This window comes from Streptomyces sp. NPDC059866 (assembly GCF_042731325.1).
Lineage (GTDB): Bacteria > Actinomycetota > Actinomycetes > Streptomycetales > Streptomycetaceae > Streptomyces > Streptomyces flavusporus.
The window spans coordinates 13,380-28,539 of the sequence record NZ_JBHWJT010000041.1; the positions used below are offsets into that span (position 1 = coordinate 13,380).

Genomic DNA, 15,160 nt, shown 5'->3' on the forward strand with positions numbered 1-15,160 from the left:
CGGCCCCGGCCTCGGACGACGCATTCCTCGGACGACGCGGACGCGACAGCCCCGCAAGACGGGCGGTCGCGGACGAGCCGGTCGGCTGCCGCCGCACATGCTTCACGGCGCTGCTGACGAGCTCCTCGGCCCCCGACGCCGGCCAGCCCGGCGGTGGTGTCCTCGACCTGCCACAGGCCCAGCAGGCGTTCCACCGCGCGCCAACGACCACCGCTACCGCCACCGCGATCATCAGGCCGCCCCGCAACCCGGCGCCGAACCGCCACCCATCGCACCATCCGCACGGGCCTGACCGGCGTGAAATGGACGCCACCCCGCACGCGGACGACGCCGTGCGGGGTGGTGCCGGGGAGTAGCCGGGTGCGGGCGGACGGGGTCAGGTCTCGGCGACAGCCGGCTCGTCCCTGGAATCCGTGGCCCTCGGGGCGGCGGCCGGCCTGCGAGCCGCGCGTCGACGCCCGGCCAGAGCGCATCCGACACAGTCGCCGTGCCGGGTCATCGTGTCCTTGACGCGCCAGTCCCACTCCGCGCGGGGGCGGGGCCCACTGGGCTTGCCCCAGCCCGTGAGGTGCAGCACCCAGGTGGTGAGCACCGCGAGCACGGCGATGCCCGCTCCCCCCGCCATGGTGACCGCCGAGTCCAGGCACAGACCGACGCCGACGACGGCACTGCCCAGCACCCCGATCGCCGTGCCGGTCCATCCCGCGACGGTGTGACCCATATCGACATCGCCGTGCGCACTCATGTTCCTCAGTTCTCCGGTTGGTTTCGCGTACTCGTCGACGACCGTTCCACGCGGGCTCGGGCGGCACATGAGTAATCGGTGCTCGAGGTGCTCGAAGTGATGGCACCCCCGCCCGAGACCGGGGTGGGGGTGCGGGGACACGCCCGGGGGGTTGCGGGTCCCTCGCCGTACGGCCGTATCCGTGGCCTCGCCGTCGGCCTGGCCAGTCTTCCGGCCGCCAAGGCGCCGACGATGAGTAGTTGCTGCTTCCCTCCTGTCATCGGGAGGGCCGGGCAGCCACGGCGGTGGTGACGCGCCGGGGTCTCGCGGGTCGGTCGCTCGCCTCAGGTCGGCCGTGGGTCCGGCACAGTGGGAGGTGGGAGTCAGGGGCATCACCGAGGCGCCGCTGGACGCTTCCTTCGACAACGGTGGTCAGAGAGAGGAACAGCCCGAATGAACCACCTGAAGGTCCGCGACCTGATGAGTGACGCCGTCGTGCGCGTGCGGGGCGGTACGCCGTTCAAGGAGATCGCCCATCTGCTGCAGGAGTACGACATCACCGCGGTGCCCGTGGTGGACGACGAGGATCGTCCGGTGGGCGTGGTCTCGGAGGCGGACCTGCTGCACAAGATGTGGGGCGGACAGGACGACGACGCGGCGGCACGCAACATTCGCCTGCGGCCGGCCAAAGCCCTGGCCACCGACGCGGCGGGTCTGATGACGTCACCCGCCATCTGCGCACGTGAGAACTGGAGTGTCGTCGACGCCGCGCGGGTGATGGCCCAGCACGGCATCAAGCGGCTGCTGGTGCTCGACGACGAGCAGCGGCTGGTCGGCGTGGTGAGCCGGAGCGATCTGCTGCGGGTCTTCCTGCGCAAGGACCAGGCGATCCGTACGGAGATCGTCGAGGAGGTCCTGGTCAAGGCACTGGGTCAGGCTCCCTCGGCGGTCCAGGTGGACGTGACGCACGGACACGTCGTCCTTAGCGGACGGCTCTCCTCCCGGCTCGCGGTCCCGGTCCTGGAGGAGCTGTGCCGGAACGTCGACGGCGTCGTGGCCGTGGAGTTCAGACCGGTACGCGAGTCCGACGCCGACGAAGCGGCCCACCTGACTCCCTGAAGCGCCGCCCCGTGCCACGGCGCGGGCACGGCACCAGGCACCGGTCAGAACCGCGACCTGCGCACCGCGGCACCGACGGGCCAATCGGTCCGCCTGACCGCCCTGACAGCCACGTGCGACTGTCCGGCCGCCGCATCGGTTCCGTCAGCCTCTGAGCACCGGTTCCGGCTCCGGCTCCGGCCGACCACCGAGCCGCCGCCGGACCTCCCCCGGCTCACCTGGCTCGAACTGATCACCACCCACCCGAACCGGCCCAGCACACACCCACCGATTCACTCCCCCTTATCCCGAGGGGAAACCCGCCTGTGGCCCGGCCTGCCTTTCCCGCACGCTGTCGAAGCCGGAGCGGCGACCACGCGGCGTGTCCGAAGTCGTTCGCCGGGGCACGGGTCGGCATCTCATGACCGGCCGTGCCGCAGCCCTCCGTGACCGGACGCCACCGTCCGGGGTCCGACAGCCCCTCCGGGGCGCCGGACGTACCCCACTCGCGGATCGACGACGATCCCCGCCCAGGAGGTTGACCGTGCGCAGGTCCCTGATTTCCGCCACCGCCGTGGCCGCCCTTGCCCTGACGATGACGGCATGCGCCGACGAAGGGGCCGGTTCGAGCGCCGCCGAGGACACCGGCTCCCGTCCCGACGGCAAGGCCCTCCGAGTCGGCTGGGTCAACCTCGAGGGCAGCACGGTGTCCATACCCGAGTCCCGCCTTGGCGCCGAAGCCGGTGTCGCGTACGTCAACAAGCACCTGAACGGTGTCGGGGGCCGACCCCTGGAGCTGGTCCGCTGCGACGTGGACGGCTCTCCGGAGAAGTCGGTGGACTGCGCCAACAAGATGGCCGAGGAGAAGGTCGCCTTCGTGATCAGCGGCATAGACCCGAGCGGCGACGCGATGCTCCCGGTCCTCGGCTCGGCGGGCATCCCCGTCGTGGGCCACGGCCCGGACGGGCCGGCGATGCAGACGGAGAAGAACGCCATGTTCTTCGGCGCCGCCGCGCCCGCCGGACTCGCCGCCCCCCTCACGTTCTTCGCGAGCCAGGACGTCGGGGCCTTTACCTTCCTGATGCCCGACGTGAAGTGGAGCAAGACGATCACCGAGAAGGTGCTCGAGCCCACGGCGCGGAGCCTGGGCATGCGCCAGAAGACCCTCCACTACGACATCGCCAACCCCGACTGGAGCTCGCTGGCGGCGTCGGCCGCCGCCGGGAAGCCCGATCTGGTGGGCGGCCCGATCTTCACCGACGACCAGTGTGTGGCCCTGCTGGGCGCGCTGCGCGCCGGCAGCTACACCGGAAAGGTCTTCGGAGGCGCGTGCTCCGGCGCGGTCGCCGAGGCCCTCGGCAACGAGAACGCCGCGGGGCTGGTGACCTACACCGACATGTGGCGCGTCGACGCCCGGGACGACGCACCGCCCGCGAAGCAGAAGGAGATCGACACTTACGTCTCCGCGATGAAGGAGGCCGGGCACCAGGACAAGGCCGAAAACGTCTTCGCGCAGGCCGGCTTCACGGACGTCGTCAACCTCGCGCGCATCCTCGGGAAGGACCCCGAGCGCGCGGAGGGCAAGGACGCCCTCGCGGCCATCAAGAGGACCGTCCGCTTCGACTCCTTCATGGGACCGACGCTCGACTGCGACGGCAGCGCCTGGCCCGGCCAGAGCAACTGCGGCAACTCCGTCCTGCTGTACGAGAACCAGCCCGACGGCAGCGTGAAGCTGGTCTCGGACGGATTCGTCGGCGTGGACCCGAGCAGCGCCGGCTCCGCCCGCTAGCCCGGCCCGCGCCAGGGACCTCACCCATGAACGCCTACCTCAGCATGCTCGTCGTCGGCCTCGGCGTCGGCACGGCGTACGCCGCCCTGGCGACCGGACTGGTCGCCGTCCACAAGGGCACCGGCATCCTCAACTTCGCGCAGGGCGCGATGGCCATGTGGGGCGTGTACGTCTACGACGAGATCCGCAAGTCGGGACGGCTCGTGCTGCCCGTCGGCTCGGTGCCCGTCGACGACGGGCTCGCCACCGCCGCCACCGCGGGCCTGCTCACCTCGACGGCTCTCGGTGTCACCGCCCACTTCCTCGTCTTCAGACCGCTGCGCACGGCACCGCAGCTGGCCAAGGTCGTCGCCACGATCGGCATCATGCTGGCGACGCAGGCCCTCGTGGTGCTCCGTTTCACTTCCCAGCCGAGGACCGTGGCCCCGATCCTGCCCAACACGGCGGTGACGTGGGGCGACATCACCTTCTCCCGTGACCGCCTGTTCCTCGCGGCCATCGCCGTGCTGGCCGCCGCCGTCCTGTGGGCGTACTTCCGGTTCACCCGGGCCGGCCTGGCGACCCGCGCCGCGTCCGAGAACGAGACCGCGGCCTCGCTATTCGGCTACTCGCCGGACCTGCTGGCGGCCGTGACCTGGGGCCTGGTCGGCGCGGTCACGGGCGTGGTGACGATTCTCGCGGCACCGGTCACAGGACTGAACCCCGTCAACTACACGCTCTACGTCGTTCCTGCCCTGGCCGTCGCCCTCGTCGCCCGGCTCCGCTCCCTCGGCACCGCCTGCGCGGCCGGTCTGCTGCTCGGCGCGTTCCAGTCCGGGATCACCTTCCTGAGCACGAAGGAGTGGTGGCCGTCGTGGGCGGGTGCGGGCGCCGCGGACGCCGTGCCGTTCGTGGTGATCGTGGTCAGCCTGTTCCTGCTGGGCCGCCGCCTGCCCGGGCGGGGCGGCACCGACGGCGCCGCCCTTCCCCCGGTCCGCGTACCCCGCATGCGCACCGGGTCCGTCCTGGTGTGGACGGTGCTGGGCCTCGCCCTGGTGGCGACGACCAGCGGCAGTTACCGGTTCGGCGTCGTCAGTTCGATGATCATGGCGATCGTCGCCCTGTCGCTGGTGGTGCTCACCGGACTGATCGGTCAGATCTCCCTGGCCCAGGCCGCGTTCGCCGGTGCCGCCGGGTTCGCGCTGGCCAAGTTCTCCACGGCTTGGGGCCTTCCCTTCCCGCTGTCCCTGCTGGCCGCCGGTGCCGTGGCCGCGCTCCTCGGGGTGCTGGTGGGCGTCCCGGCCCTGCGGATCCGCGGGGCGCAACTGGCACTGGTCACGCTGGCGGGCGCGGTCACCATCGAGCGCCTGCTCTTCCGCAATCCGCACCTGTCGGCTCCCGGCGGTGAACTGATCGCGGACGCCTCACTGTTCGGGTTCGATCTCGGGGTCCGTGAGGGCACCGAGCTGGTGCGTCTGCCGTTCGCCGTGATGGTGCTGACGACTCTGGTGCTCGCCGCCGTCGCGGTCGGCAACCTGGCCCGCAGCGCCACCGGCCGTGCCTTCCTCGCCGTGCGGTCCAACGAGCGTGCCGCCGCCGCGGCCGGGATCGACGTCGCGTCCGCCAAGCTGCTGGCGTTCGCGCTGGCGTCGTTCCTGGCGGGCATGGGCGGCTGTCTGATCGGCTACAGCCGGGGCCAGCTGTCCGCCGACTCCTTCAGCGTGCTGGCCGGGCTGTCCTTCCTCGCCTTCGCCTATCTGGGCGGCATCACCAGCGTCGCGGGCGCGCTGGTGGCCGGCCTGCTGGCCCCCTCGGGCCTCGCGTACGTCTTCTTCGACCGCAGCGTCGACTTGGGCGAGTACTACGTGCTGGTTTCCGGCGTCGGCCTCGTCCTGACCGCCGTGCTGAACCCCGACGGGATCGCCGCCAAGGTCGCCGCGGACACGGCGGCCGTCGCGCGCCGGCTCGACCGGCGCTTCAGGAACGGCCCGTCCGCGGACCGCCCCGCGTCCACCCCCGTACGGCACCAGGCCGTGCCATCCGCTCAGGAGGAAACCCGTGCCCGGTGAGGACGTCGTGCTCGCCACCGAGAACCTGACCGTCCGCTACGGCGGTGTCCTGGCGGTCGACGACGTGAGCCTGCGGGTTCCGCGCGGCCGTGTCGTCGGTCTGATCGGCCCCAACGGAGCCGGAAAGACCAGCTTCGTCGACGCCGTCACCGGTTTCACGCCGAGCGACGGGCGTCTGCTGCTGGCCGGCGCACGGGCCGACGGCTGGCCGGCGCACCGCCGGGCCCGCGCGGGCCTGGCGCGCACGTGGCAGTCGATGGAGCTGTTCGCCGACCTGACGGCCCGTGAGAACGTGCAGGTCGCCGCCGCACGGCTCACCGTCGCCTCGGTGCTGTTGGACATGGTGCGCCCCGGCCGCGCCGCGCTCGACGGCAGGGTGAGCGTCGCCCTCGAACGCGCCGGGATCCGTGACGCCGCCGACGCCTACCCGCACGAACTGTCTCTGGGTCAGCGCAAGTTGCTGGGAGTCGCCCGAGCGCTCGCCCCGGATCCGACGGTGCTCCTCATGGACGAACCGGCCGCCGGGCTCGACACCGACGAGAGCAGGGCGCTCGGGCTCCGCATCCGTGACATCGCCGCCGACGGGACCGGCGTGCTGCTGATCGACCACGACATGGGGCTGGTGCTGGACGTGTGCGACGAGATCTACGTGCTGGAGTTCGGGAAGGTCATCGCCCACGGCACACCGGAGGAGATGCGCAGGGACGACAGAGTGGTGGCCGCCTATCTGGGCGCGACCGCCGGGACGGAGGACCGGACATGACGGACCCGAACGTGACCGGCCGGGGATGCTCCGCGGCCGGCCCCGGCGTGATCGAGACGTCCGGACTGGCCGCGGGGCACGCCGGGCTGCCGGTGGTCCGCAACCTGGACCTGCGGGTGCGGCGCGGGGAGATCGTGGCGCTGCTCGGCCCCAACGGGGCGGGCAAGACGACCACCCTCATGACCCTCGCGGGACTCCTCCCTCCGATCCGGGGCCAGGTGCGCGTCCTGGGCTGCGCGCCCGGACGCCACCCCCACCGGCTGGCGCGCCGGGGTGTGGCCCTGGTGCCGGAGGACCGGGGGCTGTTTCCCGGACTGACGGTGGCCGAGCATCTCCGGCTCGCCCGCGGCCGAGAGGCGGCCAACCGTGCGGGTGGCCGCCGGCGCGTGGTCGCCGTGGTCGACGAGCACTTCCCCGAGCTGCGCCGGCTGATGAACCAACCCTGCGGGCTGCTGTCCGGAGGCGAGCAGCAGATGCTCGCCGTGTGCCGCGCCCTCGCCACGGATCCGGTGCTGCTCATGGTGGACGAGATGAGCCTGGGCCTGGCGCCCAAGGTCGCGCACCGGCTGCTGTCGGTGTTGAGGCGGGTCGCCGTGGAGCGGGAGATGGCGGTGCTGCTCGTGGAGCAGCATGTGCACCTGGCGCTGGAGGTGGCGGACCGCGGATACGTCCTCAGTCACGGGGAGGTGGTGATGCAGGGGCAGGCGAGTTACCTGAGGGACAACCGTGGCCTGCTGGCGAGCGCCTACCTGGGAGGCACCGCGCTGACCTGAGCGGGGCCGTCCGGCACGAAGAGGACTGGCGGAGCAGCCGAGCTGCTCCGCCAGTCCTCTTGTCGTCCTCTTGTCGTCCGGGCCCGGACCGCCTACAGGCCGAGGGACTTGGAGACGATCATCTTCATGACCTCGCTGGTGCCCCCGTAGATGCGCGACACCCGTATGTCCGTGTAGTAGTCGGCGATCGGGTATTCCCTCATGAAGCCGTAACCGCCGTGCAGCTGCAGGCACTTGTCGATGATCCGGCTCGCGGTCTCGGTGCAGAAGAGCTTCACCTTGGCGGCGTCGGCGGCGCCGAGTTCGCGGGCGTCGTGCAGGTCCACCGCGCGATCCACCATGACCTGCATGGCCTCCAGTTCCGTGGCGCACTCGGCGAGCACGAACTTGGTGTTCTGGTAGGACGCCACGGGCCGGCCGAACACGGTGCGGCCCTGGACGTAGTCCACGGCCTGGCGCAGGGCGCCGGCGGCCAGGGCGTAGGAGTCGATGGCGATGGTCAGCCGCTCCTGCGGCAGGTTGTGCGTCAGGTACGCGAAGGCCCTGCCCTCCTCGCCGAGCCGGTTCTCGACGGGAACCCTGACGTCGGTGAAGGACAGTTCCGCGGTGTCGGAGGTCCTCAGCCCCATCTTCTCCAGCGTGCGTCCGACGGCGTAGCCCTCGCTGCTCGCCTCGACGCACAGGATGGTCAGGCCGCCGCGGCGGTCGTCGTCCCCCGCGGCCGACGTGCGGCACACGACCAGCACCAGGTCGGCCAGGACCCCGCCGGTGATGAACGTCTTGGCGCCGTTGAGGACGTAGTGGGTGCCGTCCTCGGAGAGCCGGGCCGTGGTCGTGATGCCCGCCAGGTCCGAGCCAGTGCCCGGTTCGGTCATGGCGATGGCCGTCATCATCTCGCCGGTGGCGAAGGCGGGCAGCCAGCGCTTCTTCTGCTCGTCGGTGCAGTAGGCCAGCAGGTAGGGCAGGATGAGGTTGGTGTGCAGGGGTGCGTTGCCGAAGCTGACGGCCGCTCTGGTCAGTTCCTCGCTGATGACCATCGAGTACTTCAGGCTCGTCTCGCCGGCTCCGCCGTACTCCTGGGGGACCTGGATGCCGAGCACGCCCAGTTCGCCGAGACGCCGGTAGAAGTCCCTGGGCGGGTGGCCCTGCTTGGTCCACTCGGGGAACACGGGCGCCACCTCCTGCTGCATGAAGTCGCGCATGACGGACCGGAACGCTTCGTGATCGTCGGTGAACACCGAACGGCGCACGGGAATCTCCTCTTCTCTCACGGGTTTTCTCACGGGGTCGACCGACGTCCGGCGGCCGGGCCGGTGACACGGCGCCGCGAGGCACCGGGCCGTCAGCGCTCGCGGGTGCCCTCGTACATCGCGTCGATGACATCGGCGAAGGAGGCCTCGATCTCCTTGCGCCGTACCTTCAGGCTGGGGGTGACCTCGCCGCGCTCCAGGGAGAAGTCGCGGGGCAGCACGGCGAACTTCTTGATCGTCTGCCAGCGCTGGAGCCCGGCGTTGACCTGCTCCACGTATCCGCCGATGAGCCGCTCGGTGGCGGCGGCGGTGCACACCTCGGCGTAGGACAGGCCGGCCAGCCCGTGGTGCTCGGCCCATCCCATGACCGCCTGCGGGTCGAGGGTGATGAGGGCGGAGCAGAAGTTGCGGTTGTCGCCGACCACCACGATGTTGCTGACGTACGGGCAGGCGCCCTTGAAGCGGCTCTCGATCTCGACGGGGGCCACGTACTTGCCGCCCGAGGTCTTGATGAGTTCCTTGATGCGGCCGGTGATGCGCAGATAGCCGTCGTCGGTCAGCTCGCCGAGATCGCCGGTGTGGAACCAGCCGTCCGGTTCGAGGACCTCGGCGGTCCGCTCGGGCAGGTTGTGGTAGCCGCGCATGATGTGCGGGCCCCTCAGGAGCACCTCGCCGCTGTCGAGGATGCGTACCTCGGTGCCGGGGAGAGGGACGCCGACGGTGCCGATGCGGTACTCCAGCGCGGCGAACGACGTTCCCGCGGCGCTCTCCGTGAGCCCGTAGCCTTCGAGGATCGGCACCCCCGCGCCGCTGAAGAACTGGCTGATGTCGGGGGCGAGCGGCGCGCCTCCGGACGTGCAGGCGCGCAGGCGTCCGCCGAAGGCTTGCCGGACCCGGGCGAGGACGAGCCGGTCGGCGATCGCGTGCCGGGCGCGCAAGCGCAGCGGAACCAGGGCCCGGCCGGTCTCCATCCCGGCGCCGCACGCGGCGCCGAGCGCCTGGGCCGTCGTCGCGTAGTCGCGGGCGACCGAGGCGGCCCACCGAAAGGCCCGCGCGCTGAGCCGGCCGCGGGACCGGGCGTCGGCCACCAGGGCGCTGTAGATCTTCTCGAACACCCTCGGCACCGCGGCCATCACTGTGGGCCGCAGGACGCGGAGGTTGTCGGTGATGCGGTCGAGCCGCCCGTCCACGGCCAGCGGGTGGCCCACGGCGAGCTGGGCGCACAGCAGGCTCTTGCCGAAGGCGTGCGCCAGCGGGAGCCAGACGTAGTCGAGGTCGTCCGTCGTGAGCAGGCCCGAGTCGGCGGAGACGGCGGCCTGGAAGGCCCAGCAGTCGTGGACGAGCCGTACGCCCTTGGGGCGGCCGGTCGTGCCGGAGGTGTAGATGAGGGTGGCCAGGTGTTCGCGGTCGATGGCCGCCACCGCCCGCTCCACGCAGTCCAGGGCGCCGAGCAGGTGCTTCTCGCCGCGTTCCTCCAGTTCGGCCAGGGTCAGCACCTCCCGGCCGAGGGCGCCGGCGTGGTCGCGGTCCGCGGGCGGGTCGTCGAGGACGACGACGGCGACGAGGTCGTGCAGGCGGTCGCGCTGCTCGGCCAGCTTGGCGAGCTGCCCGGCGTCCTCGGCGAAGACGACGCGGCTGCCGGAGTCGGCGACGATGTACGCCATCTCGTCCGCGTCCGTCGTGGGATAGACGGTGGTGGTCGCGGCGCCGGCGCACATGATGCCGATGTCGGCGAGGAACCACTCCACCCGGGTGCCCGAGACGATCGCGACGCGGTCCTCGGCGCGCACCCCCAGCGACATCAGACCGGCGGAAATCCGCCGCGTCCGGGCACCGGCCTGTGCCCAGGTCAGCGAGGACCAGCGCGGCGGCCCGGCGTCCGGCAGGGGGAACAGGTACGCGGTGCCGTCGGGCGTCTCCCGCACCCTGGACAGGAACAGCTGCGCGAGGGTTGGCGGGCGGGTGTCCGGGGTGTGCTCCTCGGTCACGGTGAACCTCCGGTCTGTCGGAACGGGCAGGGGCGCCGCGGCGGCGGCGTCGGAACGCGCCCGTGCCGCGGCGGGGTGCGCCGCGGCACGAGGGATGGCTGGAGAGGGGAAGCGGAAGGCCGGGGCACCGGCCGGGCGCCGCGCGCCCCGGGGCCGGAACGTCACGGGGCGCGCGGCCGACGCGGCGGCCCGACGGCCGGGCTCAGGCCTGCGGGCCGCCCGACACGTAGACGACCTGACCCGACACATAACCGGCCTGCTCGCTCACGAGGAAGGACACGACGTGCGCGATGTCCTCGGGCACGCCCACTCTGCGGACCGGTATCCGCTCGGCCATCTCCTGCTCGAGGGTCTCGAAGGGGACGCCCATCCGCTGGGCCGTCGCCCGGGTCATCTCGGTGACGACGAAGCCGGGGCCGACGGCGTTGGCCGTCACCCCGAACTTGCCGAGTTCGACGGCGAGGGTCTTGGTGAAGCCCTGCAGACCGGCTTTGGCGGCCGAGTAGTTGACCTGGCCGCGGTTGCCGAGCGCGGAGATCGAGGACAGGTTCACGATGCGCCCCCAGTGCTCCTGCGTCATATACGCCTGGACCGCCCGGGTCATCAGGAAGGCGCCCCGCAGGTGCACGTCCATGACGGTGTCCCAGTCGTCGTCGGACATCTTGAACAGCAGGTTGTCGCGGAGCACTCCGGCGTTGTTCACCAGCACGGTGGGCGGGCCGAGTTCGGCGGCGACCCGGGCGACCGCCGAGGCGACCCGGTCGGCGTCGGAGACGTCGCAGGCGACGGCGAGCGCCCTGCCCCCGGCCGCCTCGACGGCCTCGACCACCGGCAGGCAGGCCTTGTCGTCGAGGTCCAGGACGGCCACGGCCATGCCGTCGGACGCGAGTCGGACGGCGGTCGCCGCGCCGATTCCGCGGGCTGCGCCCGTGACCACGGCGACGCGACCGGCAGATGGGGACATGGGAAACCTCCTGGAACGGCGGCCGGACGGGGGGCGCTGCCGCGCCGGCCCTCCGGACTCATTGCGTAAGGTGAATTAAGATTCACGTCTGTGCCGGTGGTACCGCCGTCACCCGGGCGGCACCGCCGACGCTTGGGTCATCCAACGGCGCGGTCCGGTCCGGCCGCATCCGTAGGAGTACTGGTCCACCGCCCGCCCGGGCGCGCTTCCCGGCGCGCCACGGGGCGACCGTCGCACGGCCGAGAGGACACGACGTGGCTGAGGAGAGCACCGGCGGCACGCCGGGGACCGGCGCGGGAACGCCCTCCGACAGGTCGCGTGGCGGCGGACGGCCGCCGATCGAGACCCTGCTCGCCCAGGGCCGCAAGCACGGGGTCCGCAAGCAGGTGATCCTGCGGCAGGCCGCCCGGCTGTTCAGGGAACGCGGGTACGCCAGAACCGCGATCAACGACATCGGGGAGGCGGCGGGCATCACGGGCCCGGCCGTCTACCGGCACTTCTCCGGCAAGCAGGCGATCCTCTCCGCGCTGGTCGGCCTGTCCCTCGAACAGCTCCAGCGCGAGTTCGAGCAGGTCGTGGAGGGCTCGTTCGCCTCCCCCACGCAGGCGCTGGAGGCCGCCGTCGACTGCTACCTGGACTTCGCGCTGGGCAACCGGGACCTCGCCGTGGTGGTCGACAGGGAGCTGACAAAGGTGCCCGCCGAGGGCCGGCGCAGGTTCACCCGGATCAACCGGCTGCTGCGCGAGGACTGGGTGCACCTGCTCACCGAGGTGCGGCCGGACCTGTCCGACGCAGCCGCCCGTGTCGCGGTGACCTCCGTCATGGGCATGGTGCTGGCCGTCGTCCCGCAGTGCGTCGGCCTCGCCGACGAGCCGCTGCGCGCGCAGCTCCGGGCCCAGGCGCTGGCCGTCCTGCTGGCTCCGGCTCCGCCCGCCGATCCGGGCGTGTGACCGCCGACACGCAGAGCCGGCGCTGGACACAAACGCTAATCGGCGATAACACTTTGCGCAGCGGCGCCCCATGACCGGGCGGTCACCCACCGCGGAGTCCTCACCGTCGTTGCCCCAGCGCGCGACCGTGCCGACGGCTCCAGGTCGCGACACGGTCGCGGGTGGGACAGGACCCCCGCGTTTCCTCACAGCCGTTTCTCACACGTAACTCCCACGCCGTCGGTCTTCCGTGCCCGGACACCGGGGCGAGCGCCGCCGCGCTGTCATCCCGTGCGTGCCGGCGCCCGACACGGCGGCGTGCGGACAAGGAGGCGAAGAAGCATGGGCCCGTTGTCAGGTCTGAAGGTGGTCGAGATCGGCGCGCAGGGGCCGGGGCCGTTCTGTGCCACGGTCCTGGCCGACCTGGGCGCCCGGGTCGTCCGCGTCGACCGGCCCTCGGACGTGGGGCAGCCCTTCCACGACGTCGCACTGCGCCGCAGCCGGCGGTCGGTGGCCGTCGACCTGAAGTCCCCCGAGGGCGCGTCCGTGGTGCTGCGCCTCGTCGAGGACGCGGACGTCCTGATCGAGGGTTTCCGGCCCGGCGTCATGGAGCGGCTGGGGCTCGGGCCCGAGGAGTGTCACGCCCGCAACCCGCGGCTGGTCTATGGCCGCATGACCGGCTGGGGGCAAGACGGCCCGTGGGCGCAGGTCGCCGGCCACGACATCAACTACACGGCGCTGTCCGGGGCGCTGGCCGCGATCGGCCGCCCCGGTGGCGGCCCGGTCGTGCCGCTCAACCTCGTCGCGGACTTCGGCGGCGGAGGCATGCTGCTCGCCGTGGGCGTCCTCGCGGCGCTCCTCGCGCGGGGCACCACCGGACGCGGCCAGGTCGTGGACGCGGCGATGATCGACGGTGCCGCCCAGCTGATGGGCATCTTCTACGGCATGCGGCAGCAGGGCCTGTGGTCGGTGGGCCCCGGGACCAACTGGCTCGACGGCGGAGCGGACTTCTACGACACCTACGAGACCGCCGACGGACGGTACATCGCGCTGGGCGCCATCGAGCACCCGTTCCGGCACGCCCTGTACGCGACGCTGGGCCTGGACGCCGACGCCCTGATGCAGGACGTCCGTGTCGACACCTGGCCCGAGCGCAAGAAGCTCGTCGCCGACGCCGTCCGGCGCCGTACCCGCGACGAGTGGTGCGAGCTGTTCGAGGGCGTCGACGCCTGTTTCGCCCCCGTGCTGACGGTGGACGAGGCGCCGCACCACCCGCAGTACGCGCAGCGCGGCAGTTTCGTCGAATCCGACGGCGTCCTGCAGCCCGCGCCCGCGCCCCGCTTCCAGGACACCCCCTGCGCTCCGCCGACCCGGGCCGCCCGGCCCGGCGAGGACTCCCAGGCCGTGCTGACGGAGGCCGGCTACTCGGCCGACGACGTCGAAGCCCTGCTGACCGCCGGGGTCGTGGCCACGGCCGTACCTGCTCCGGCCGGGCGGGACTGACAGCCCCTCAGTAACACCCTGCGGGCCGGCCCTCCCCGGCCCTGGTTCGCCCTGCCCACCCACCACTTCCCAGCGAAGGACACACCCGTGACCACCGAGGCATTCATCTACGACGCGATCCGCACGCCACGCGGACGCGGCAAGCACACCGGAGCACTGCACGGCACGAAGCCCATCACCCTGCTCACCGAACTGCTGGACGAACTGCGCCGACGCCACCCGGACCTCGAACCCGCCGCCATCGACGACATCGTCCTCGGCTCCGTGATGCCGCTCGGCGACCAGGGCGGCAACCTCGGCAAGACGGCGGCGCTCGCCGCCGGGCTGCCCGACACCGTCTGCGGCATGCAGCTCAACCGCTACTGCTCGTCGGGGCTGGAAGCGGTCAACACCGCCGCCGCGCGCCTGCGTTCGGGCTGGGACCACCTGATCGTGGCCGGCGGCGTCGAGTCCATGTCCCGGGTGCCCATGGGGTCCGACGGCGGTCCCATCGCCTTCGACCCCGAGACCACCACAGCCTTGCGGACGGTGCCGCAGGGCATCGGTGCCGACCTCATCGCCACGGTCGAGGGGTTCACCCGCGACGACGTGGACGCCTACGCGCTGATGTCCCAGGAACGTGCCGCCGCGGCCTGGGCGGGAGGGTACTTCGCCAAATCCGTGGTCCCCGTTGTCGACCATGGCGTCCCGGTGCTCGACCACGACGAGCTCGTCCGCCCCACCACCATGGAGAGCCTCGCCAAGCTGCCGCCGTCGTTCGCCTCGATGGGCACGCTCTTCGACGGGATCGCCCTGCAGAAGTACCACTGGGTGGAGCGGATCGAGCACGTGCACACCGCGGGCAACTCCTCCGGCATCGTCGACGGCGCCGCCCTGGTGCTCCTGGGCAGCGAGGAGATCGGCGCCCGCTACGGCCTCACCCCGCGGGCGCGCGTGGTCGCCGCCGCCCTGACCGGCGCCGAGCCGGTGATCATGCTCACCGGGCCGGCGCCGGCCGCCCGCAAGGTGCTGGACATGGCGGGGCTGACCACCGACGACATCGACATCTTCGAGCTCAACGAGGCGTTCGCCTCGGTGGTGCTGAAGTTCATCAAGGAACTCGACCTGCCGATGGAGAAGGTCAACGTCAACGGCGGGGCGATCGCCATGGGACACCCCATGGGCGCGACCGGCGCCATGCTCGTCGGCACCGTCCTGGACGAACTCGAACGCCGCCAGGCCCGGCGCGCCCTGGTCACGTTGTGCATCGGCGGCGGCATGGGCATCGCCACCGTCATCGAGCGGCTGTGACCGGCGCGCCGCCCGCTTCCTTCCCAGTGCCCCGCAACCGA

12 protein-coding genes are annotated in these 15,160 nt (G+C 72.0%); 8 read left to right on the top strand and 4 right to left on the bottom strand.

Translation table 11 applies throughout. The features are described from left to right. Nucleotides 1-376: 376 nt before the first annotated feature. Entirely contained in the window at nucleotides 377-745 is a 369-nt protein-coding gene (locus ACFV7R_RS39675) for an HGxxPAAW family protein (RefSeq protein ID WP_385273304.1), read from the bottom strand. A gap of 432 nt (nucleotides 746-1,177) precedes the next feature. On the opposite strand from ACFV7R_RS39675, the gene ACFV7R_RS39680 reads away from it, so the two are divergent. From ACFV7R_RS39680 to ACFV7R_RS39700, 5 genes are all read left to right on the top strand, one after another. Further along, a complete protein-coding gene (locus ACFV7R_RS39680; protein ID WP_385273307.1) occupies nucleotides 1,178-1,843 on the top strand; it encodes a CBS domain-containing protein in 666 nt (221 codons plus the stop codon). 523 nt (nucleotides 1,844-2,366) lie between these two features. Continuing rightward, complete coding sequence (locus tag ACFV7R_RS39685; protein WP_385273310.1) at nucleotides 2,367-3,611, top strand: ABC transporter substrate-binding protein; 1,245 nt, start codon at nucleotides 2,367-2,369, stop codon at nucleotides 3,609-3,611. A gap of 26 nt (nucleotides 3,612-3,637) precedes the next feature. Then, nucleotides 3,638-5,659 (top strand): ABC transporter permease, encoded by a 2,022-nt coding sequence (locus tag ACFV7R_RS39690; RefSeq protein ID WP_385273313.1) that lies wholly within the window; start codon nucleotides 3,638-3,640, stop codon nucleotides 5,657-5,659. Then, nucleotides 5,649-6,422 (top strand): ABC transporter ATP-binding protein, encoded by a 774-nt coding sequence (locus ACFV7R_RS39695; protein WP_385273316.1) that lies wholly within the window; start codon nucleotides 5,649-5,651, stop codon nucleotides 6,420-6,422. Before ACFV7R_RS39690 ends, ACFV7R_RS39695 begins: the two co-directional genes overlap by 11 nt. Next, on the top strand, nucleotides 6,419-7,195 hold the full coding sequence (locus ACFV7R_RS39700; protein WP_385273319.1) for an ABC transporter ATP-binding protein: 777 nt from the start codon (nucleotides 6,419-6,421) through the stop codon (nucleotides 7,193-7,195). The genes ACFV7R_RS39695 and ACFV7R_RS39700 overlap by 4 nt, the downstream gene beginning before the upstream one ends. 92 nt (nucleotides 7,196-7,287) lie before the next feature. Here ACFV7R_RS39700 and ACFV7R_RS39705 read toward each other — a convergent pair whose 3' ends face one another. From ACFV7R_RS39705 to fabG, 3 genes are all read right to left on the bottom strand, one after another. Beyond that, entirely contained in the window at nucleotides 7,288-8,445 is a 1,158-nt protein-coding gene (locus ACFV7R_RS39705) for an acyl-CoA dehydrogenase family protein (RefSeq protein WP_385273322.1), read from the bottom strand. Between the two features lie 92 nt (nucleotides 8,446-8,537). Beyond that, entirely contained in the window at nucleotides 8,538-10,433 is a 1,896-nt protein-coding gene (locus ACFV7R_RS39710; RefSeq protein ID WP_385273325.1) for an AMP-dependent synthetase/ligase, read from the bottom strand. Between the two features lie 202 nt (nucleotides 10,434-10,635). Beyond that, the gene (gene fabG, locus ACFV7R_RS39715) at nucleotides 10,636-11,397 is read right to left on the bottom strand and encodes a 3-oxoacyl-ACP reductase FabG (protein WP_385273328.1); all 762 of its coding nucleotides are present in this window, start codon (nucleotides 11,395-11,397) and stop codon (nucleotides 10,636-10,638) included. 254 nt (nucleotides 11,398-11,651) lie between these two features. On the opposite strand from fabG, the gene ACFV7R_RS39720 reads away from it, so the two are divergent. The 3 genes from ACFV7R_RS39720 to ACFV7R_RS39730 all read left to right on the top strand — a co-directional run bounded on the left by ACFV7R_RS39720 (nucleotide 11,652) and on the right by ACFV7R_RS39730 (nucleotide 15,119). Then, nucleotides 11,652-12,347 carry a TetR/AcrR family transcriptional regulator gene (locus ACFV7R_RS39720; protein ID WP_385273331.1) on the top strand — a complete coding sequence of 232 codons (696 nt, stop codon included), beginning with the start codon at nucleotides 11,652-11,654 and terminating at the stop codon, nucleotides 12,345-12,347. A gap of 321 nt (nucleotides 12,348-12,668) precedes the next feature. Further along, nucleotides 12,669-13,829, top strand: a complete 1,161-nt coding sequence (locus ACFV7R_RS39725; protein ID WP_385273334.1) for a CaiB/BaiF CoA transferase family protein — start codon at nucleotides 12,669-12,671, stop codon at nucleotides 13,827-13,829. A gap of 87 nt (nucleotides 13,830-13,916) precedes the next feature. After that, nucleotides 13,917-15,119 carry an acetyl-CoA C-acetyltransferase gene (locus ACFV7R_RS39730; RefSeq protein ID WP_385273337.1) on the top strand — a complete coding sequence of 401 codons (1,203 nt, stop codon included), beginning with the start codon at nucleotides 13,917-13,919 and terminating at the stop codon, nucleotides 15,117-15,119. Nucleotides 15,120-15,160 lie beyond the last annotated feature (41 nt).